This is a genomic window from Helicobacter pylori SA221C (assembly GCF_000476855.1).
Taxonomy (GTDB): Bacteria; Campylobacterota; Campylobacteria; order Campylobacterales; family Helicobacteraceae; genus Helicobacter; species Helicobacter pylori_DK.
Genome location: NZ_CBPT010000002.1, coordinates 205,693 through 227,756, shown reverse-complemented (window position 1 = coordinate 227,756; position 22,064 = coordinate 205,693). Strand labels below are relative to the sequence as shown.

At 39.6% G+C, this 22,064-nt stretch carries 15 protein-coding genes and 1 pseudogene; 14 read left to right on the top strand and 2 right to left on the bottom strand.

Annotation, left to right across the window (positions count from 1 at the left end; translation table 11 throughout):
- Window positions 1–22 precede the first annotated feature (22 nt).
- The gene (gene serB, locus QU01_RS02560; RefSeq protein ID WP_033763065.1) at window positions 23–646 is read right to left on the bottom strand and encodes a phosphoserine phosphatase SerB; all 624 of its coding nucleotides are present in this window, start codon (window positions 644–646) and stop codon (window positions 23–25) included.
- Between the two features lie 14 nt (window positions 647–660).
- A complete protein-coding gene (locus QU01_RS02555) occupies window positions 661–1,164 on the bottom strand; it encodes a ferritin (protein ID WP_000949202.1) in 504 nt (167 codons plus the stop codon).
- Between the two features lie 298 nt (window positions 1,165–1,462).
- Between QU01_RS02555 and mqnE the strand changes: the two genes are divergently transcribed.
- The 14 genes and pseudogenes from mqnE to QU01_RS02485 all read left to right on the top strand — a co-directional run bounded on the left by mqnE (window position 1,463) and on the right by QU01_RS02485 (window position 21,892).
- Complete coding sequence (mqnE, locus tag QU01_RS02550) at window positions 1,463–2,545, top strand: aminofutalosine synthase MqnE (RefSeq protein ID WP_033763073.1); 1,083 nt, start codon at window positions 1,463–1,465, stop codon at window positions 2,543–2,545.
- Window positions 2,546–2,627: 82 nt separating this feature from the next.
- Entirely contained in the window at window positions 2,628–5,348 is a 2,721-nt protein-coding gene (gene bamA / locus QU01_RS02545) for an outer membrane protein assembly factor BamA (RefSeq protein ID WP_080248333.1), read from the top strand.
- A gap of 1 nt (window position 5,349) precedes the next feature.
- Window positions 5,350–6,411, top strand: a complete 1,062-nt coding sequence (locus tag QU01_RS02540) for a dehypoxanthine futalosine cyclase (protein ID WP_033763062.1) — start codon at window positions 5,350–5,352, stop codon at window positions 6,409–6,411.
- A gap of 5 nt (window positions 6,412–6,416) precedes the next feature.
- Entirely contained in the window at window positions 6,417–7,718 is a 1,302-nt protein-coding gene (locus QU01_RS02535) for a M16 family metallopeptidase (RefSeq protein ID WP_033763061.1), read from the top strand.
- Complete coding sequence (gene gatB, locus QU01_RS02530) at window positions 7,718–9,142, top strand: Asp-tRNA(Asn)/Glu-tRNA(Gln) amidotransferase subunit GatB (protein ID WP_033763059.1); 1,425 nt, start codon at window positions 7,718–7,720, stop codon at window positions 9,140–9,142. Before QU01_RS02535 ends, gatB begins: the two co-directional genes overlap by 1 nt.
- On the top strand, window positions 9,142–10,386 hold the full coding sequence (locus tag QU01_RS02525) for a peptidylprolyl isomerase (RefSeq protein ID WP_033759796.1): 1,245 nt from the start codon (window positions 9,142–9,144) through the stop codon (window positions 10,384–10,386). The genes gatB and QU01_RS02525 overlap by 1 nt, the downstream gene beginning before the upstream one ends.
- 10 nt (window positions 10,387–10,396) lie before the next feature.
- A complete protein-coding gene (locus tag QU01_RS02520; RefSeq protein ID WP_033763058.1) occupies window positions 10,397–11,407 on the top strand; it encodes a periplasmic protein in 1,011 nt (336 codons plus the stop codon).
- Window positions 11,408–11,839 carry a ribonuclease HI gene (gene rnhA / locus QU01_RS02515; protein WP_021436142.1) on the top strand — a complete coding sequence of 144 codons (432 nt, stop codon included), beginning with the start codon at window positions 11,408–11,410 and terminating at the stop codon, window positions 11,837–11,839.
- Between the two features lie 10 nt (window positions 11,840–11,849).
- A complete protein-coding gene (rnc, locus tag QU01_RS02510) occupies window positions 11,850–12,554 on the top strand; it encodes a ribonuclease III (protein WP_033763057.1) in 705 nt (234 codons plus the stop codon).
- The gene (gene aroC / locus QU01_RS02505; protein ID WP_033763056.1) at window positions 12,551–13,648 is read left to right on the top strand and encodes a chorismate synthase; all 1,098 of its coding nucleotides are present in this window, start codon (window positions 12,551–12,553) and stop codon (window positions 13,646–13,648) included. Before rnc ends, aroC begins: the two co-directional genes overlap by 4 nt.
- Before the next feature lie 37 nt (window positions 13,649–13,685).
- The gene (locus QU01_RS02500; RefSeq protein ID WP_000413477.1) at window positions 13,686–14,201 is read left to right on the top strand and encodes a DUF2603 domain-containing protein; all 516 of its coding nucleotides are present in this window, start codon (window positions 13,686–13,688) and stop codon (window positions 14,199–14,201) included.
- Window positions 14,201–15,574, top strand: a complete 1,374-nt coding sequence (hemN, locus tag QU01_RS02495; RefSeq protein ID WP_033763055.1) for an oxygen-independent coproporphyrinogen III oxidase — start codon at window positions 14,201–14,203, stop codon at window positions 15,572–15,574. The genes QU01_RS02500 and hemN overlap by 1 nt, the downstream gene beginning before the upstream one ends.
- Window positions 15,571–16,860 carry a (Fe-S)-binding protein gene (locus QU01_RS02490; RefSeq protein WP_033763053.1) on the top strand — a complete coding sequence of 430 codons (1,290 nt, stop codon included), beginning with the start codon at window positions 15,571–15,573 and terminating at the stop codon, window positions 16,858–16,860. Before hemN ends, QU01_RS02490 begins: the two co-directional genes overlap by 4 nt.
- 256 nt (window positions 16,861–17,116) lie before the next feature.
- Window positions 17,117–21,892: pseudogene (locus QU01_RS02485) on the top strand (type ISP restriction/modification enzyme).
- The last annotated feature ends 172 nt before the right edge of the window (window positions 21,893–22,064 follow it).

Below are 22,064 nucleotides of genomic sequence, written 5' to 3'. Positions count from 1 at the left end.
GGAATTTTACAAAAAAATTTTTTTAAATCAAAGGCTTGATTAGGGCTAGATTAGGCTCATTGATGCAATGCGTGGCGTGCTGTTTTAAAACCTCTTTAGCGTTGAAAGCGATTTTAATATGGGCATGTTTGAACATGCTCAAGTCATTCGCTCCATCGCCCACGACTAAAGTGTTCGTTTTACTGATATTCAACAAGCGTTGTAAGGAAAGCAGCATTTCGCCTTTAGAGTGTGAAAACATCATATGCCCCGTAACCAAGCCGTTTAAGGCGTCATTTTCCACTATCAGCGTGTTACTGAAAGCCGCATCTAAATTCAATAAATCCCTATAATGATTCGTCGCTAAATCAAAGCCCCCGCTGAAGCAAACCACCTTGTAATCTTTCTCTTTTAAGGCGCTAATAAGCTCAAGCGCTCCTTCAAACAAAGGCAGACTTTCACAAACTTCTTTGGCTAGTTTTAAGGGCATGTTTTTGAGTTTAGAAACCCTTAAAATAAGACTTTTATGAAAATCTGTTTCGCCATTCATGGCTTGTGAAGTGAACTTTTTTACTTCATCAAACACCCCCCACGCCCTCGCTAAAGACTCAATCGTCTCAGCATTGACTAGCGTGGAGTCAAAATCAAAAACGGCTAGTTTTTGCACCCAATACCCTAAAATTAAGATTTCCTGCTTTTAGCGATCCCTTTGACATACTGATCGGCCAAATACAAGCCATGGTTTTCATTACCAATCAACTCAATTTTATCCAAAATATCCTTGAAAAGCACTTCTTCTTCATGCTGTTCAGACACATACCATTGCAAGAAATTGAAAGTCGCATGATCTTTGCCTTTTATGGCATGATCGACGATATTATTAATAGACTCGCTGATGTGTTGCTCATGTTCATAGGCTTTTTGGAAAATTTGAGTCAAACCTTCAAACTTATGCTCAGGCGCGCTGATGCTAGTTAATTGCACAGGCACATTGTTTTCATTCAAGAAGACGATAAGCTTTTTAGCATGCTCGTATTCTTCAGCCGCATGGTCAAATAAGAAAAGCCCCGCGCCATCTAAGCTATGGGTATAGCACCAAGAACTCATGCTCATATACAAGTTGGAAGAGTTCATTTCCTTATTCACTTGTTCGTTTAGCAACTTAATGATGTCTTTTGATAACATAGTATCTCCTTTGTGTTGGTTTAAGTTGTCCCATAATTATAGCATAAATGATAATGAAAAAGTAAACAAGAGTATGAAAATTTTTAAAAACTTATAAAAATGAGAAATAACACCAGCTAATGGTTTGATAAAGCTTATATTTTATCATAAAAATCACTTTAATGAGAATTAGGTCAAAAAAAGGGGCTGGTATCAATAGGGGGGGATTAAAAGGGATATTTTTATATAATATATAAAAAGCATTATTCAATCTAAAAATGCTACAATGTTTATCTTTAAAATGAAAGGCAATTTAACCATGGACTTTTTAAAAAAAGTATTAGACAATCAAGTTACTGAAAGTAAAGAATTAGTGAAGCTTTATGATTATGATTTATACACGCTAGGGGAAGCAGCGGATCACATGCGCCAAAACATGCACCAAAAAATCGTGTATTTTAACGTCAATAGGCATTTAAACCCTAGCAATATTTGCACGGACGCTTGTAAATTCTGCGCCTTTTCAGCCCACAGAAAAAACCCTAACCCTTATGAAATGAGCTTAGAAGAAATCCTAGAAAAGGTTAAAAATTCCTACAACAAGGGGATTAAAGAAGTCCATATCGTGAGCGCTCATAACCCTAATTACTCTTATGAATGGTATTTGAAGGTGTTTGAAACCATCAAACAAGAAATGCCTAACTTACACCTAAAAGCCATGACCGCCGCAGAAGTGCATTTTTTAAGCGTTAAATTCAACAAACCTTTTGAATTGGTGTTAGAAGACATGCTCAAAGCCGGGGTGGATTCCATGCCTGGTGGGGGGGCAGAGATTTTTGATGAAGAAATCAGGCGTAAAATCTGTAATGGTAAGGTGGGATCTTCTCGGTGGTTAGAAATCCATGCTTATTGGCACAAATTAGGCAAAATGAGTAACGCTACCATGCTTTTTGGGCATATTGAAAATAAAATCCATCGCATCGATCATATGCTGAGGATCAAAAAAATTCAAAGCCCTAAAAATAAAGTGGAAAATAAAGAAGGGGGCTTTAACGCTTTTATCCCCTTGTTGTATCAAAAAGAAAACAATTATTTGAAAGTAGAAAAATCCCCTAGCGCGATAGAAATCCTAAAAACCATCGCCATATCTCGTATTCTTTTGAACAATATCCCCCACATTAAAGCCTATTGGGCGACTTTGGGCTTGAATTTAGCTTTAGTGGCTCAAGAATTTGGCGCTAACGATTTAGACGGCACGATAGAAATAGAGAGCATTCAAAGCGCGGCAGGCGCGAAGAGCCGGCATGGTTTAGAAAAAGAAGATTTAATATTTAAAATCAAGGACGCTGGTTTTGTTGCGGTAGAAAGGGATAGTTTGTATAATTTTATACAGAAATTTTAATAATTTTTAGCGTTTTTAAGAATGATTAGTTATAATAACGCTACTAACAACACTCAAGCTAAAATCTATTAAGGAAATCAGTATTAAAAAATTTATTCTATCTTCTCTTGTTTTCGCATGTATCAATACCAGCGTTGAAGCTTTAGAAAATGACGGCTCTAAACCAAACGATTTGGCTCCGCCAAAAGAAGCCTCTCAAGAATCCCAAAGAAATGAAGCTCAAAAAGAAACCCTCCAATCAAGTCAAACGCCTAAAGAAATGAAAGTCAAGTCCATTTCGTATATCGGGCTTTCTTACATGTCTGACATGCTCGCTAATGAAATTGTAAAAATTCGTGTGGGCGACATTGTGGATTCTAAAAAAATAGACACCGCTGTTTTGGCTTTGTTCAATCAAGGGTATTTTAAAGACGTTTATGCCACTTTTGAAAGCGGCATATTAGAGTTTCATTTTGATGAAAAAGCCAGGATTGCCGGGGTAGAAATCAAGGGTTATGGGACTGAAAAGGAAAAAGACGGCTTAAAATCCCAAATGGGGATCAAAAAGGGCGACACCTTTGATGAGCAAAAATTAGAGCATGCTAAAACGGCTTTAAAAACAGCTTTAGAGGGGCAGGGCTATTATGGGAGCGTGGTGGAGGTGCGCACAGAAAAGGTCAGTGAGGGCGCGTTATTGATCGTGTTTGATGTGAATAGGGGGGATAGCATTTATATCAAACAATCCATTTATGAGGGAAGTGCGAAATTAAAACGCCGCATGATTGAATCTTTGAGCGCGAACAAGCAAAGAGATTTCATGGGTTGGATGTGGGGCTTGAATGACGGGAAATTGCGCTTAGATCAATTAGAATACGATTCTATGCGTATCCAAGATGTGTATATGCGTAGGGGTTATTTGGACGCTCATATTTCTTCGCCTTTTTTGAAAACGGATTTTTCTACCCATGACGCTAAGCTTCATTATAAAGTCAAAGAGGGGATCCAATACAGGATTTCAGACATTTTAATAGAGATTGACAACCCGGTAGTCCCCTTAAAAACCTTAGAAAAAGCGCTTAAAGTTAAAAGAAAAGATGTCTTTAATATTGAGCATTTAAGAGCGGATGCGCAAATTTTAAAAACCGAAATCGCCGATAAGGGTTATGCGTTTGCGGTGGTGAAGCCAGACTTGGATAAAGATGAAAAAAACGGGCTTGTGAAAGTCATTTATCGTATTGAAGTGGGTGATATGGTGTATATCAATGATGTCATCATTTCAGGGAACCAACGCACGAGCGATAGGATCATTAGGAGGGAATTGTTACTAGGGCCTAAGGATAAATACAACTTGACCAAACTGAGAAATTCTGAAAATTCTTTAAGGCGTTTAGGATTCTTCTCTAAAGTCAAAATTGAAGAAAAAAGGGTGAATAGCTCACTTATGGATTTGTTAGTGAGCGTGGAAGAGGGGCGCACCGGGCAGTTGCAATTTGGGTTAGGCTATGGCTCTTATGGAGGGCTTATGCTTAATGGGAGCGTGAGCGAAAGAAACCTTTTTGGGACCGGCCAAAGCATGAGCTTGTATGCTAACATCGCTACAGGGGGGGGTAGATCTTATCCGGGCATGCCAAAAGGAGCGGGGCGTATGTTTGCCGGGAATTTAAGCTTGACTAATCCAAGGATTTTTGACAGCTGGTATAGCTCTACGATCAATCTTTATGCGGATTATAGGATAAGCTATCAATATATCCAACAAGGTGGGGGCTTTGGGGTGAATATTGGGCGCATGCTGGGTAACAGAACCCATGTGAGCTTAGGGTATAACTTGAACGTTACCAAGCTCCTTGGTTTCAGCAGCCCTTTATACAACCGCTACTATTCCTCTGTTAATGAAGTGGTTTCTCCAAGGCAATGTTCTACCCCCGCATCAGTGATTATCAACCGCTTATCAGGCGGTAAAACCCCCTTACAGCCTGAAAGTTGTTCTAGCCCTGGAGCGATCACCACTTCACCAGAAATAAAAGGTATTTGGGATAGGGATTACCATACGCCTATCACCAGCTCTTTCACCCTTGATGTGAGCTATGACAACACCGATGATTATTATTTCCCTAGAAATGGGGTTATCTTTAATTCCTATGCGACAATGTCTGGCTTGCCAAGCTCTGGCACGCTCAATTCGTGGAACGGGTTAGGCGGGAATGTCCGTAACACCAAAGTCTATGGTAAATTCGCCGCTTACCACCATTTGCAAAAATATTTATTGATAGATTTGATCGCTCGCTTTAAAACGCAAGGGGGCTATATCTTTAGGTATAACACCGATGATTACTTGCCCTTAAACTCCACTTTCTACATGGGGGGCGTAACCACGGTGAGAGGCTTTAGGAACGGCTCAGTTACGCCTAAAGATGAGTTTGGCTTGTGGCTTGGAGGCGATGGGATTTTTACCGCTTCTACCGAATTGAGCTATGGGGTGTTGAAAGCGGCTAAAATGCGCTTAGCGTGGTTTTTTGACTTTGGTTTCCTAACCTTTAAAACCCCAACTAGGGGGAGTTTCTTCTATAACGCTCCCTTCACGACAGCGAATTTTAAAGATTATGGCGTGATAGGGGCTGGGTTTGAAAGAGCGACTTGGAGGGCTTCTACAGGCTTGCAGATTGAATGGATTTCGCCCATGGGGCCTTTGGTGTTGATTTTCCCTATAGCGTTTTTCAACCAATGGGGCGATGGCAATGGCAAAAAATGTAAAGGGCTGTGCTTCAACCCTAACATGGACGATTACACGCAACACTTTGAATTTTCTATGGGAACAAGGTTTTAAAATGCGCATCAACAGAGAAGAAATTTTGGATTTAATGAAAAACGCGCCCTTGAAAGAATTAGGGCAAAAGGCTTTAGAAATAAAGCAACGCTTGCACCCTGAAAACTTGACGACTTTTATTGTGGATAGGAATATCAATTACACCAATATTTGTTTTGTGGATTGTAAGTTTTGTGCGTTCAAACGCACCCTAAAAGAAAAAGACGCCTATGTGTTGAGCTATGAAGAAATCGATCAAAAGATTGAAGAATTGCTCGCTATTGGCGGCACGCAGATCCTTTTTCAAGGGGGGGTGCACCCGCAGCTAAAGATTGATTATTATGAGAATCTAGTCAGCCATATCGCTCAAAAATTCCCCACCATCACCATTCATGGTTTTAGCGCGGTTGAAATTGATTACATTTCTAAAATCTCTAAATTGTCTTTAAAAGAAGTTTTAGAAAGGTTGAAAAACGCCGGTTTAAGCTCCATTCCAGGAGCGGGAGCAGAGATATTAAGCGATAGGGTGCGCGACGTGATCGCTCCTAAAAAATTGAGCAGTGATCGGTGGATTGAAGTGCATAGAATGGCGCATCTTTGCGGGATTAAAAGCACGGCTACCATGATGTTTGGGAGCGTGGATAATGAAGAAGATGTGGTGGAGCATTTACAAAGAGTGCGCGATTTGCAAGACGAAACCGGCGGCTTTAGGGCTTTTATTTTATGGAGTTTTCAGCCCAACAACACCCCCTTAAAAGAAGAAATCCCAAGCATTAAAAAAGCGAGTTCCAATCGGTATTTACGCTATTTGGCGTGCAGTAGGATTTTTTTGGATAACATTCAAAACATACAAAGCTCATGGGTTACTCAAGGCTCTATGATAGGGCAGTTAGCCTTATTGTTTGGAGCGAATGATTTAGGGAGTGTGATGATGGAAGAAAATGTAGTGAAAGCGGCCGGAACGAGTTTTTGCATGAATGAAGCGGAAATGATAGAGCTTATTGAAGACATTGGGAGCGTGGCGGCTAAACGAAACACCGCTTATGAAATCTTAAAGCGTTACCCGGCTAAAGCAAAGGTATAAACAGCATGAAAAAAATTTTAATCATTTTATTATTAGGAGTTTTTATGGGGTTACAAGCGAGCGCTTTGACACACCAAGAAATCAATCAAGCTAAAGTCCCTGTGATTTATGAAGAAAACCATTTATTGCCTATGGGGTTTATCCATTTAGCTTTTAGAGGGGGTGGGAGCTTAAGCGATAAAAACCAGTTGGGTTTGGCGAAATTATTCGCACAAGTTTTAAACGAAGGCACTAAAGAGCTTGGTGCGGTGGGGTTTGCGCAACTTTTAGAGCAAAAAGCGATCAGTTTGAATGTGGATACTAGCGCAGAAGATTTGCAAATCACTTTAGAATTTTTAAAAGAATACGAAGATGAAGCCATCATGCGCTTAAAAGAGCTTTTAAAATCCCCTAATTTCACGCAAAACGCTTTAGAAAAAGTCAAAACCCAAATGTTGGCCGCGCTTTTACAAAAAGAAAGCGATTTTGATTATTTGGCTAAACTGACTTTAAAACAAGAACTTTTTGCTAACACCCCTTTAGCTAACGCAGCCTTAGGCACTAAAGAGAGTCTCCAAAAAATCAAGCTAGAGGATTTGAAACAGCAATTTTCTAAGGTCTTTGAACTCAATAAACTCGTGGTGGTGCTTGGGGGTGATTTGAAAATCGATCAAACCCTTAAGCGTTTAGATAACGCTCTTAATTTCTTGCCACAAGGTAAAGCGTATGAAGAGCCTTATTTTGAAACGAGCGATCAAAAGAGCGAAAAAATCCTCTATAAAGACACTGAACAGGCTTTCGTGTATTTTGGCGCACCCTTTAAAATCAAGGATTTAAAACAGGATTTAGCGAAATCTAAAGTCATGATGTTTGTGCTTGGGGGGGGGTTTGGCTCTCGTTTGATGGAAAAAATCAGGGTTCAGGAGGGCTTGGCTTATAGCGTGTATATCCGCTCCAATTTTTCTAAAGTGGCGCATTTTGCGAGCGGGTATTTGCAAACCAAGCTCAGCACTCAAGCTAAAAGCGTTGCTTTAGTTAAAAAAATAGTCAAAGAATTTATAGAAAAAGGCATGACGCAACAAGAATTAGACGACGCTAAAAAGTTTTTACTAGGCTCTGAGCCTTTAAGGAATGAAACGATCTCTAGCCGCTTGAACACCACTTACAATTATTTTTATTTGGATTTGCCTTTAAATTTCAACCAAACGCTGCTCAATCAAATCCAAAAAATGAGTTTGAAAGAAATCAATGATTTCATTAAAGCGCACACCGAAATCAACGACTTGACTTTTGCCATTGTGAGCAATAAAAAGAGTAAGGACAAATAATGCCATTTGAAGCTGTAATCGGGCTAGAAGTCCATGTCCAACTCAACACCAAAACCAAAATCTTTTGCTCTTGTTCTACAAGCTTTGGAGAAACCCCCAATTCTAACACCTGCCCTGTGTGTTTGGGCTTACCGGGAGCTTTGCCGGTATTGAATAAAGAAGTGGTTAAAAAAGCCATCCAATTAGGCACAGCCATTGAAGCTAACATCAACCAGTATTCCCTTTTTGCGAGGAAAAATTACTTTTACCCTGATTTGCCTAAGGCTTATCAAATTTCGCAGTTTGAAGTCCCCATTGTGAGCGATGGGAAATTAGAGATTGACACTAAAGAGGGCGTAAAAATCGTGCGTATTGAAAGGGCTCACATGGAAGAAGACGCTGGTAAAAATATCCATGAGGGCAGCTATTCTTTAGTGGATTTGAACCGCGCTTGCACCCCTTTATTAGAAATTGTCAGTAAGCCGGACATGCAAAATAGTGAAGAAGCCATAGCGTATTTGAAAAAGCTCCATGCTATCGTGCGTTTTATAGGGATTTCTGATGCGAACATGCAAGAGGGGAATTTCAGGTGCGATGCGAACGTGTCCATCAGGCCCAAAGGCGATGAAAAGCTTTACACGAGGGTGGAGATTAAAAACCTGAATAGTTTTAGATTTATCGCTAAAGCGATTGAATACGAGATAGAGCGCCAAAGCGCGGCGTGGGAGAACGGGCGCTATAATGAAGAGGTGGTTCAAGAAACGCGCCTTTTTGACACCCATAAAGGGATCACCCTTTCTATGCGCAATAAAGAAGAGTCAGCGGATTACCGCTATTTTAAAGATCCGGATTTGTATCCTGTTTTTATTGATGAAAAGCTTTTAAAAGAAGCTCAAAAGATCAATGAATTGCCTAGTGCGAAAAAAACCCGCTACATGAAAGATTTTAACCTTAAAGAAGACGATGCGAATTTATTGGTGAGCGATCCTTTATTGGCGCAGTATTTTGAAAGCATGCTCAATCTTGGGGTTAAGGCTAAAACGAGCGTAACATGGCTTTGTGTGGAATTATTAGGGCGCTTGAAAGCCGAAACCACTTTAGAAAATTGCGGAATTAGCGCTCATGCGTTAGGCGCTTTAGCCAAACGCATTGATGAGGGCAAGATTTCAGGTAAGAGCGCTAAAGACGTGTTAGACAAGCTTTTAGAAGAGCAAGGGGGCGATGTGGATGCGCTCATTGAACAAATGGGCTTGTCTCAAGTCAATGACACGGAAGCGATTGTTAAAGTCATAGAGGAAGTGTTGAAAAACAACGCCGATAAGGTGCTTGAATACAAAAGCGGTAAGGACAAGCTTTTTGGGTTTTTTGTAGGTCAAGCGATGAAAAATCTCAAAGGCGCTAATCCTAGCGTGGTGAATGCTATTTTGAAAGAGAAATTGGATTAATGAGAAGAATTTTTTCTTATGTTTTGAAAGTTTTGTTGTTGTTTAGGGTGGTTTATGCAGAGCCTGAATCTAAAGTGGAAGCCCTAGAAGGGAAGAAACAAGATTCTTCTTTGGATAAAAAAATCCGCCAAGAATTGAAGAATAAAGATTTAAAAAATAAAGAATTGAAAGATAAAGAAGAAAAGAAAAAAACCGAAGAAAAGAAAGAAGTAAAACCCAAAAGAAAGCCCAGAGCAGAAGTCCATCATGGGGACGCTAAAAGCCCGCCTCAAAAAATTGCGCCTCCTAAAATTAAAGAGAGCGCTAAAGGCGTTCAAAATAAAGGCCTTCAAAGCAATGCACCAAAACCTGAGGAAAAAGAGACAACCTCTCAAACTCTTGAAAAAAATAAAGGGACAAGCCCTGGATCGCAATTCAATTCCATTTTTGGTAATCCTGATAACGCTACCAATAACACCCCTGAAGATAAAGTTGTAGGGGGTATTTCCTTGCTCGTTAATGGCTCGCCTATCACGCTGTATCAAATCCAAGAAGAGCAAGAAAAATCTAAAGTGAGTAAAGCTCAAGCAAGGGATCGCTTGATCGCTGAACGCATCAAAAACCAAGAAATCGAACGCTTAAAAATCCATGTAGATGATGACAAGCTAGACCAAGAAATGGCAATGATGGCGCAACAGCAAGGCATGGATTTGGATCATTTCAAACAAATGCTTATGGCTGAGGGGCATTATAAACTCTATAGGGATCAGCTTAAGGAGCATTTAGAAATGCAAGAATTGTTGCGTAATATCTTGCTCACTAATGTGGATACTAGCTCTGAAACCAAAATGCGCGAGTATTACAACAAACACAAAGAGCAATTCAGTATCCCCACAGAAGTAGAAACCGTGCGCTACACTTCCACCAATCAAGAAGATTTAGAAAGGGCTATGGCAGATCCTAATTTGGAAATTCCAGGGGTAACTAAGGCCAATGAAAAAATAGAGATGAAAACCTTAAACCCTCAAATCGCTCAAGTCTTTATTTCTCATGCTGAAGGCTCTTTTACGCCCGTTATGAATGGGGGTGGGGGGCAGTTTATCACCTTTTATATCAAAGAAAAAAAGGGTAAAAATGAAGTGAGCTTCAGCCAGGCCAAGCAATTCATCGCTCAAAAATTAGTAGAAGAATCTAAAGATAAGATTTTAGAAGAGCATTTTGAAAAATTGCGCGTCAAGTCTAGGATTGTGATGATTAGAGAGTGATCTTTAGATCGTGCAACATTTTAATTTTTTCTATAAAGATTCTCTTTTTTCTATCGCTTTATTAACTTTTATTATCGCTCTTGTCATTTTATTAGAACAGGTTAGGGCGTATTTCACCCAAAAGAAAAACAAAAAATTCTTACAAAAATTCGCTCAAAACCAAAACGCTTATGTGAGTAGTGAAAATTTAGACGAGCTTTTCAAGCATGTAAAATTTTCTAGTTTGATGTTTTTAGCCAGGTCGTATTCTAAAATCGCTGACATAGAAATGAGTATTGAAATCTTAAAAGGGCTTTTAGCGCGCCCTTTAAAAGATGAAGAAAAAACCGCTGTTTTGGATTTATTGGCTAAAAATTATTTTAGCGTGGGGTATTTGCAAAAAGCGCAAGACACTTTGAAAGAAATTTTACGCTTTTCTCCAAGGAATGTGGAAGCGTTATTGAAACTCATGCATGTGTATGAATTAGAAAAGGATTATTCAAAGGCTTTAGAAACTTTAGAGTGTTTGGAAGAATTAGAAGCCCCTGAAATTGAAACGATCAAAAACTACCTTTATTTAATGCATTTAATAGAGAGCAAGGAAGATGCGAGTAAAATCTTGCATGTGGCAAAAAATTCGCCAGATTTGAAAAAAATCGCTTTAAATTATTTAAAATCTTGCGATGAAAATCTTTTTTGGCAAGAGATTGATAAAACCGAGCGTTTAGAAAATTTAATCGATCTTTTATGGGATCAAAATATCCCTGCTTTTATTTTAGAAAAACATGCCCTTTTGCAAGACATTGCACGATCTCAAGGGTTGCTTTTAGATGGTAAGTTTTGTCAAATCTTTGAATTAGAGGTTTTGCGCGCTTTATTGAATAGCCCTATAAAAGCGAATTTGACTTTTGAATACCGCTGCAAAAATTGCAAACAAGTTTTTCCTTTTGAAAGCCATAGGTGTCCTGTGTGTTACCAATTAGCGTTTATGGATATAGTGCTTAAAATCTCTAGAAAAACGCATGCTATGGGAGTGGATTAGATGCAAGAAATTGAAATTTTTTGCGATGGCTCTTCTTTAGGCAATCCCGGGCCAGGCGGGTATGCAGCGATTTTACGCTATAAGGATAAAGAAAAAATCATCAGTGGGGGCGAAAAATGCACCACCAATAACCGCATGGAATTAAGGGCGTTGAATGAAGCGTTAAAAATCTTAAAACGCCCATGCAATATCACGCTTTATAGCGATTCGCAATACGTGTGCCAAGCGATTAATGTGTGGCTGATCAATTGGCAAAAAAAGAATTTTGCTAAAGTCAAAAATGTGGATTTGTGGAAAGAATTTTTAGAAGTTTCTCAAGGGCATTCTATTGTGGCTGTTTGGATCAAGGGGCATAACGGGCATGCACAAAATGAGCGGTGCGATAGTCTCGCTAAATTAGAGGCGCAAAAATGGGTCAAAACGGCCACTTGAAAGGGATAAGATGAAAGACAAAAACAATAAGCTTGCAGATTGCCCTTATATTACGCTAGAAAAAGCTTTAGGGTATTCTTTTAAAGATAAGCATTTATTGGAGCAAGCCTTAACGCATAAATCATGCAAGCTCGCTTTAAACAATGAGCGCTTGGAATTTTTAGGCGATGCGGTGTTGGGCTTGGTGATAGGGGAGTTGCTATACCATAAATTTTATCAATACGATGAGGGAAAACTTTCCAAATTAAGGGCTTCTATCGTGAGCGCGCAGGGTTTTACGAAATTAGCGAAAGTGATTTCTTTGCAAGATTATTTGCGCGTCTCTTCTTCTGAAGAAACCTCTAAAGGGAGGGAAAAGCCCTCTATTCTATCAAGCGCCTTTGAAGCTTTAATGGCTGGGGTATATTTGGAAGCAGGGTTAGATAAAGTGCGTAAAATCATGCAAAATTTGCTCAATCGCGCTTACAAGCGTTTGGATTTGGAGCATTTGTCTGTGGATTATAAAACCGCTTTGCAGGAATTAACCCAAGCGCAATTTTGCGTGATTCCCACTTACCAATTGCTCAAAGAAAAAGGTCCCGATCACCATAAAGAATTTGAAATGGCTCTATACATCCAAGATAAAATGTATGCGACCGCTAAAGGCAAAAGCAAAAAAGAAGCCGAACAGCAATGCGCTTATCAAGCGCTTCAAAAACTTAAGGAAGCAAAATGAACACTTTGGGGCGTTTTTTAAGACTCACGACTTTTGGGGAATCGCATGGGGATGTGATAGGGGGGGTATTAGACGGCATGCCTAGCGGGATTAAAATAGACTATGTGCTATTAGAAAATGAAATGAAGCGCCGCCAAGGGGGGAGAAATGCTTTCACCACACCACGAAAAGAAGACGATAAAGTGGAAATAACAAGCGGGGTTTTTGAAGATTTCAGCACAGGGACACCCATAGGGTTTTTAATCCACAACCAAAGGGCTAGAAGCAAGGATTACGATAACATTAAAAACCTTTTCAGGCCTAGCCATGCGGATTTCACTTATTTTCATAAATACGGCATCAGAGATTTTAGGGGTGGGGGGAGGAGTTCGGCCAGAGAGAGCGCTATAAGAGTGGCTGCTGGGGCGTTTGCTAAAATGCTTTTAAGAGAAATTGGTGTTGTTTGTGAAAGCGGGATCATGGAAATAGGAGGCATTAAAGCCAAAAATTATGATTTTAATCACGCCTTAAAAAGCGAGATTTTTGCCCTAGATGAAGAACAAGAAGAAGCGCAAAAAACAGCCATTCAAAACGCCATCAAAAACCACGATAGCATAGGGGGTGTGGCTTTGATTAGAGCGAGGAGTGTGAAAGCCAATCAAAAGCTCCCCATTGGCTTAGGTCAAGGGCTATACGCTAAATTAGACGCTAAAATCGCTGAAGCGATGATGGGGCTTAACGGGGTGAAAGCGGTTGAAATAGGCAAGGGGGTAGAAAGCTCTTTATTAAAAGGCTCAGAGTATAATGATTTAATGGATCAAAAAGGGTTTTTGAGCAATCATAGCGGAGGGGTTTTAGGGGGCATGAGCAATGGGGAAGAAATTATTATTAGAGCGCATTTCAAACCCACGCCAAGCATTTTCCAACCTCAACGAACCATAGACATTAACAATCATGAATGCGAATGTTTGTTAAAGGGCAGGCATGATCCTTGCATTGCGATTAGAGGGAGCGTGGTGTGCGAGAGTTTGCTTTCATTGGTGTTGGCTGATATGGTATTACTCAATTTGACTTCAAAAATAGAGTATTTAAAAACGATTTATAATGAGAATTAAACGAAATTGGATACAATCAGCTTAAAAAGGATATAAAGTGGAAAAATTACCTAAAAAACGAGTTTCTAAAACCAAATCACAAAAACTTATCAATAGCCTAACCACCCAAAAAAACAGAGCCTTTCTCAAAAAAATCAGCGCTAATGAAATGCTTTTAGAATTAGAAAAAGGAGCGTTTAAAAAAAATGAAGCTTACTTTATTTCTGATGAAGAAGATAAAAATTACGTTTTAGTGCCAGATAATGTGATCTCTCTTTTGGCAGAAAACGCCAGAAAGGCTTTTGAAGCCAGGCTTAGGGCGGAATTAGAAAGGGATATTATCACCCAAGCGCCGATTGATTTTGAAGACGTGCGCGAAGTTTCCTTGCAATTGTTAGAAAATTTACGCCAAAAAGACGGGAATTTGCCCAATATCAACACCTTAAACTTTGTCAAACAAATCAAAAAAGAACACCCTAATTTATTTTTTAATTTTGACAACATGTTCAAACAACCCCCTTTTAATGAAAACCATTTTGAAAATTTTGACAATAGCGATGAGGAAAATTTTTAATGCAAACCATTGATTTTGAAAAATTTTCACAATATTCCAAGCCCGGCCCACGATACACCAGCTACCCCACAGCGGTGGAGTTTAAAGAAAATTTTAATGAAGAGAGCTTGAAAACAGCATTTTTTAACCATGACCATCTCAAAAACCCCATGCCTTTATCGCTTTATACGCATTTGCCTTTTTGCAGGAGTGCGTGTTATTTTTGCGCTTGTTCAGTCATTTACACCAGTTTAGAAGAGAAAAAAGTCCGCTATATCAGCTACCTTAAAAAAGAACTCGCTCTTTTAAAAAACGCCATGGATACCAACAGAGAAGTGGTGCAATTCCACTATGGAGGCGGCACGCCGACCTTTTTTTCGCCCATTCAATTAGACGAGATCACCCAAAGCATTCAAGAAGTTTTCCCCAATTTCAGCAAAGATATTGAAATGAGTTGCGAGATTGATCCTAGGCATTTCACTAAAGAACACATGCAAACCTTGTTTGATAGGGGGTTTAACCGCTTGAGTTTTGGGGTTCAGGATTTTGATTTTGAGGTTCAAAAAGCCATTCACAGAATCCAACCTTTTGAAATGGTTCAAGAATCCGTGAAGCTCGCCAGAGATTACGGCATCAAATCCATTAATTTTGATTTGATTTATGGCTTGCCCAACCAGACTAAAGAGAGTTTTTTAAAAACTTTGGAATGGGTTTTGAAATTAGATCCGGACCGATTAGCGGTGTTCAATTACGCGCATGTGCCTTGGGTGAAAAAAACGATGCGTAAAATTGATGAAACCTTATTGCCAAGCCCTAGAGACAAGCTAGAGATTTTAGAATCCCTCATCAGTTTTTTAGAAAAAGCCAACTACCAAATGATAGGCATGGATCATTTCGCTAAAAGCGATAACGAATTGTATCTAGCCCTTCAAAAAGCGCAATTGCGCCGTAATTTTCAAGGCTATACCACGAAAAAATTCACTCAAACCATTGGCATTGGCGTTACGAGCATTGGCGAAGGGAGCGATTATTACACGCAAAATTATAAAGATTTGCACCAGTATGAAAAAGCCCTTGATTTGGGGCATTTACCGGTAGAAAGGGGTGTAGCGCTCAGTCAAGAAGATGTGTTAAGAAAAGAAGTGATCATGCAAATGATGAGCAATTTAAAACTGGATTACTCTAAGATTGAGGAAAAATTTTCTGTTGATTTTAAAGCGCATTTTAAAAAAGAATTAGAAAAATTAAAGCCTTATGAAGAAGCGGGCTTGCTTTCTTTCAATTCTAAAGGCTTTGAGATGACCAGAACAGGGGGCATGCTCGTAAGAAACATGGCGATGGAGTTTGACGCGTATTTGCGTGGGGGCGAAAAACATTTCAGTAAAACGCTATGAATGAGAATATTTTTGAAGAAGTAGGGGACGCTTGCGTTAAATGCGCTAAATGCGTGCCAGGTTGCACCATATACCGCATTCATAAAGACGAAACGACTTCGCCTAGGGGCTTTTTAGATTTGATGCGCCTAAACGCTCAAAACAAGCTCCAATTAGACACGAATTTAAAACACCTTTTAGAAACTTGTTTTTTATGCACCGCTTGCGTGGAAATTTGCCCTTTTCATTTGCCCATAGACACCTTAATAGAAAAAGCCAGAGAAAAAATCGCTCAAAAGCACGGCATCGCTTGGTATAAAAAATCCTATTTTTCCCTTTTAAAAAACCGCAAAAAAATGGATAGAGTGTTTTCAACTGCGCATTTTTTAGCCCCTTGCCTTTTCAAGCAAGTGGGGGATAGTTTAGAGCCTAGAATGGTGTTTAAAGGCTTGTTCAAACGCTTTAAAAAAAGCGCTCTGCCTCCTTTAAATCAAAAAAGTTTTTTACAAAAGCATGCAGAGGTTAAGCCTTTAGAAAACCCCATTCAAAAAGTGGCCATTTTTATAGGGTGCTTGAGCAATTACCATTACCAGCAAGTGGGGGAAAGCTTGTTGTATATTTTAGAAAAGCTCAACATTCAAGCAATCATCCCTAAGCAAGAATGCTGCTCAGCCCCTGCGTATTTTACCGGCGATAAAGACACCACGCTTTTTTTAGTGAAAAAAAACATAGAATGGTTTGAAAGCTATTTAGATGAAGTGGATGCGATCATCGTGCCTGAAGCCACATGCGCGAGCATGCTTATTAACGATTATTACAAGGTGTTTTTAGGCGAAAAAGATAGGGATTTGTATGTGAAGCGCTTGGAAAAAATCACGCCTAAAATCTATCTGGCGAGCGTGTTTTTAGAGAAACACACCCCTTTAAAAAATCTTTTAGAAAAAATCCCTAAAGGAAAAAGAGAGACTATCACCTATCATAACCCTTGCCATGCCAAAAAAACCCTAAACGCTCATAAAGAAGTGCGAAACTTACTCAATGCGCATTATGAAATTAAAGAAATGCCGGACAATTGTTGCGGTTTTGGGGGGATTACGATGCAAACAGAAAAGGTGGGATTTTCTTTAAAAGTAGGGCTTCTTAGGGCTAAAGAAATCATGGACACCAAGGCTGAAATTTTAAGCGCTGAATGCGGGGCATGCCACATGCAGCTTAACAACGCTTTAAAGTCTTTAGACGACCCTAACACCCCGCCATTTTTGCACCCTTTAGAACTCATCGCTAAAGCCTTAAAAAGCGCTGAATAGAGATTAAAAAGCGCTTAAAGGCATTTTTAACAATTAAAATATCAAAGAGCTTGCGAAAAGCAAGCGATAGCTTATAAAAAGCGGTCTTGGGTTAGGGGGTTGTTAAAGGGGGTTAAGGGGGGAATTATTTCAAAATACCCCCTATCCCCTTAAGAGTTTTACAATAAAATGAAATCTAAAACGATAAAGCAAGTTAATTAAAATCCTATTTTTTTATATAATACAGAACTTTAACACCGCTATTTAAGGAATGACAATGTCAGAAATCAGCGCCTATAAACTCATCAAAGAAAAATTGCAAGCCATACCTAACCTTCGCCATAAAGGGAGCTTGTTTGAAAAAATTTCTAAGCAATTTTTACAAGAGCATGACAGCGCTAATGAATACGAGTCTATTGATCTTTGGAGTGATTGGAAATTAAAGGGGAAGGAGCGCGATAGGGGGATTGATATAGTCATTCAAACGACTTCAAAAGAATATATCGCCGTGCAATGCAAATTCCATCAAAACAGCATCTCGCTTAACGACATTTCAACTTTTTTAACCCAATTGCAAAGCGGAGTGGGGGAGGTCAGGTTTAAAAAAGGGATCATCATCTCCACTTCTAATTTAACCTCTGAAGCCCTTAAAGCAATTGAGCAAATCAGAAGCACAGGAATGGGGATTGACATTGATGAAATCACTGAAGAGGATTTCATCTATTCTCGTATTGATTGGGAAAAGTTTGATCCCACAAAAACCGAAGACGAACTCCCCTTGTGCGACAAGAAAAAGCCGCGCACCCACTAAACAGAAGCCATAAACGCTACCAAAGAGTATTTTTCTAATCCTAAAAACGCTAGAGGCAAGCTCATTATGGCATGCGGGACAGGCAAAACCTATACTTCTTTAAAAATCATGGAAGCTTTAGACCCTAAGATCATGCTTTTTTTAGCGCCAAGCATCGCTTTGCTTTCTCAAACTTTTAGAGAATACGCACAAGAAAAAAGCGAGCCTTTTTACGCTTCTATCGTGTGCAGCGATGATAAAGTCGGGAAAAGTAAGAACGAAGACAATGACGATATTAAATTTTCTGAGCTCCCTTTAAAGCCCTCCACTCGCCTTGAAGACATTTTAAGCGTTTATGAAAAAGCGCAAAAAGAAAACAAACGCTTCATTATCTTTTCAACTTATCAAAGCGCGCTGCGTATTAAAGAAGCGCAAGAAGCGGGTTTGAATGAAATCGATCTCATCATTTGCGATGAAGCCCACCGAACGGTAGGGGCTATGTATTCTAGTAATGAAAGGGACGATAAAAACGCTTTCACGCTGTGCCATAGCGATAAAAATATCAAGGCTAAAAAACGCCTGTATATGACCGCCACGCCTAAAGTTTATAGCGAAAGCTCTAAAGCTAAAGCTAAAGAGAAAGATAATGTTATCTATTCCATGGATGATGCGGATACTTTTGGCGAAGAAATCTATACGCTCAATTTTTCAAAAGCGATCGCTTTGGATCTCTTAACCGATTATAAAGTCATCATTCTAGCGGTGCGAAAAGAAAATTTAAGCGGCGTTACTAACAGCGTGAATAAAAAGATCAGCCAGCTCAAAGCCGAAGGCACTAAACTGGATAAAAAGCTCATCAATAACGAATTTGTTTGTAAGATTGTCGGCACTCATAAAGGGTTAGCCAAGCAGGATTTAATCGCTTTAGATGAGGAAAACAAAGAAGACAACGACTTGCAAAACAAAACCGACACCGCTCCTTCTCAAAGAGCCATAAACTTTTGTAAAAGCATTAACACGAGCAAGAACATTAAAGACTCCTTTGAAACGATCATGGAATGCTATGATGAAGAGTTGAAGAAAAAGAGTTTTAAAAACCTAAAAATCAGCATCGATCACATTGATGGCACCATGAATTGTAAGGATAGGCTTGAAAAATTAGAAAAACTCAATCAATTTGAGCCCAACACTTGTAAGGTTTTAAGTAATGCCAGGTGTTTGAGTGAAGGGGTGGATGTCCCGGCGCTAGATAGCATCGTCTTTTTTGATGGCAAAAGCGCTATGGTGGATATTATCCAAGCGGTGGGTAGGGTGATGCGAAAAGCCAAAGGCAAGAAAAGAGGCTATATCATTTTGCCTATCGCTTTAGAAGAGAGTGAAATCCAAAACCTGGATGAAGCCGTCAATAACACCAATTTCAAAAACATTTGGAAAGTGATAAAAGCCTTAAGAAGCCATGACCCAAGCCTGATTGATGAAGCCACTTTTAAAGAAAAAATCAAAATCTTTGGGAGCGATGATAGCAATAATCAAAACGATGAAAAAACCCTTTTTGACGCTATCTTATTGCAAGATCTAGCGGACGCCATGTATAATGTCATGCCCACTAAATTGGGGGACAGGAACTATTGGGAAAATTTCACTAAAAAAACGGGTAACATCGCAAGGACCTTGAACAACCGCTTGAAAATGATTTTTGAAAAAAACCCTGAATTTTTCCACGGCTTTTTAGATTCCTTAAGGGAAAATATCCACCAAAGCATCAGAGAAGATGAAGCCTTAGACATGATCACTTCTCACATCATCACTAAGCCCATTTTTGATGCGCTTTTTGGGGACAATATCCAAAACCCTATCGCAAAAGCCTTGGATAAAATGGTAGAAAAACTCTCCACTCTGGGCTTAGAAGGGGAAACTAAAGATCTTAAAAACCTCTATGAAAGCGTGAAAACCGAAGCGGCGCACGCCAAAAGCCAAAAAAGCCAGCAAGAACTCATTAAAAACCTCTACAACACTTTCTTTAAAGTAGCCTTTAGAAAGCAAAGCGAAAAACTAGGGATCGTTTATACGCCTATAGAGGTGGTGGATTTCATTTTAAGGGCCACTAACGGCATTTTGAAAAAGCATTTCAACACGGATTTTAACGATTCAAATATCACGATTTTTGACCCTTTCACGGGCACCGGGAGTTTTATCGCTCGTTTGCTTTCTAAAGAAAATAATCTCATTAGCGACGAAGCCTTAAAAGAGAAGTTTCAAAAAAATTTGTTCGCTTTTGACATCGTGCTTTTGTCTTATTACATCGCTTTAATCAATATCACTCAAGCCGCGCAAAATAGGGACAGCTCGTTAAAATTTTTCAAAAACATCGCGCTCACGGACAGCCTGGATTATTTAGAAGAGAAAAACGATAAGGGGGTATTCTCTCTCTTTGAAGATTTGAAAGAAAACAAAGACATCAAAGACACTCTAGCCGGCCAAAACATTAGAGTCATCATCGGCAATCCGCCTTATTCAGCCGGAGCAAAGAGCCAAAACGACAACAACCAAAACCTCTCCCACCCTAAGCTGGAAAAATGGGTTAATGAAAAATACGGCAAAAATTCCACTGCGCCCGGGCAAACGGGAAAAACCACACGAGACACGCTCATTCACAGCATACGCATGGCGAGCGATGTCGTTAAAGATAAGGGGGTGGTAGGCTTTGTGGTGAACGGGAGTTTCATTGACTCTAAAAGCGCGGACGGGTTCCGAAAATGCGTGGCCAAAGATTTTGCGCATCTTTATGCGCTGAATTTGAGGGGGAACGCTAGGACTTCAGGAGAGGAGCGAAAAAAAGAAGGAGATGGAATCTTTGATAGCGGATCCAGGGCGACGATAGCGATCATCTTTTTTGTGAAAGATGAGAGCGTTCAAAACAGCACTATTCATTATTATGAAGTGGAGGACTATTTGAAAAGAGAAGCCAAACTCAACTTGCTTGCAAATTTTGAAAATTTGGATTCGGTGCCTTTTAAGGCGATCACGCCGAATAATAAAGGCGATTGGATCAACCAAAGGAATGACGATTTTGAAAAGCTCATCCCTTTAAAAAGAGATACAAAACTCCAAAACGACAGCATTTTTGATCTCAATTCTATGGGGGTGGTAAGCGGGCGTGATCCTTGGGTGTATAACTTTTCGCAAAAAAATTTGATTCAATCGGTGCAAAACTGCATTGACACTTATAACGCTGATTTGAAGCGCTTCAATGAGCGTTTCAGGGAAGCTTTCAAACAACGCACGGCTAAAGATAAAGGCGTTAAACCAGCCGATCGCTACAAGCACCTAAGCGATAAAGAAATCACCACCGATAAAACGAAAATTTCTTGGACTGATGGTTTGAAAAACAAACTCATTAGAAATGAAATCTTGCCAGCAAGCAGCATGGAGCGCGTAAGGTTAGCCTTGTACCGCCCTTTTAACAAACAATGGCTTTATTGGGATAAGGATTTAATAAACAGACAAGGACGATTTTCAAAAATTTTCCCGGATAAAAGCGCGCGCAATGTGGTGATCAATACCGGTGTGGGTAAGGTATTTTCAGCGTTAATTTCATCAGAAATCCCTTGCTATGATTTATTATTTCACAATCAAGCTTATCCTTTGTATTATTATGATGATCTGGGGAACCGCTATAACGCTATCAGCGGCTATGCGCTCAATTTGTTCAGGAGGCATTACCAAGATAACTCGATCACCGAAGAAGAGATTTTTTACTACATTTATGCGATTTTCCACCATAAAGGCTATTTGGAAAAATACAAAAACTCTCTCGCCAAAGAAGCGCCGCGCGTCGCTTTGAGTGAGGATTTTAAAGCGCTCTCTGTGCTTGGCAAAGAATTAGCCGAACTGCATCTGAACTATGAGAGTGGGGAAATGCACACAAGCGTTAAACATAACCTACTAGAGAACGCCGGAATGGAGGGCTATTACGATGTGGTTAAAATGAAAAAAGAAAAGGATCGCATCATTTATAACCACCATATCACCATCACTCAAATCCCTAAAAAAGCCTTTGACTATGTGGTGAATGGCAAAAGCGCGATTGACTGGGTGATCGAACGCTATTCAATCACTACCGATAAAGACAGCTTGATTGAAAACAACCCAAATCATTACGCCGGCGGCAAATATATTTTTGAACTCCTTTGTAGGGTCATCACGCTTTCGGTAAAAAGCGTGGATTTGATTGAAAAGATCAGCGAGAAGAGGTTTGAGTGAATAACCAACAAAAAAAGAGTCAATACAAAGGGTATAAGAGGGCGTAAAAACAAACGCTTTTTATGCCCTTTATCCCAAAATCCCCCAAAAACAGAAAAAATCGCAGAGCCAAACCGCTAAAACCCCCTAGAAAATTTAAAATTTTAAGTTTTAGGGGTGTTTTTCTTAAGAA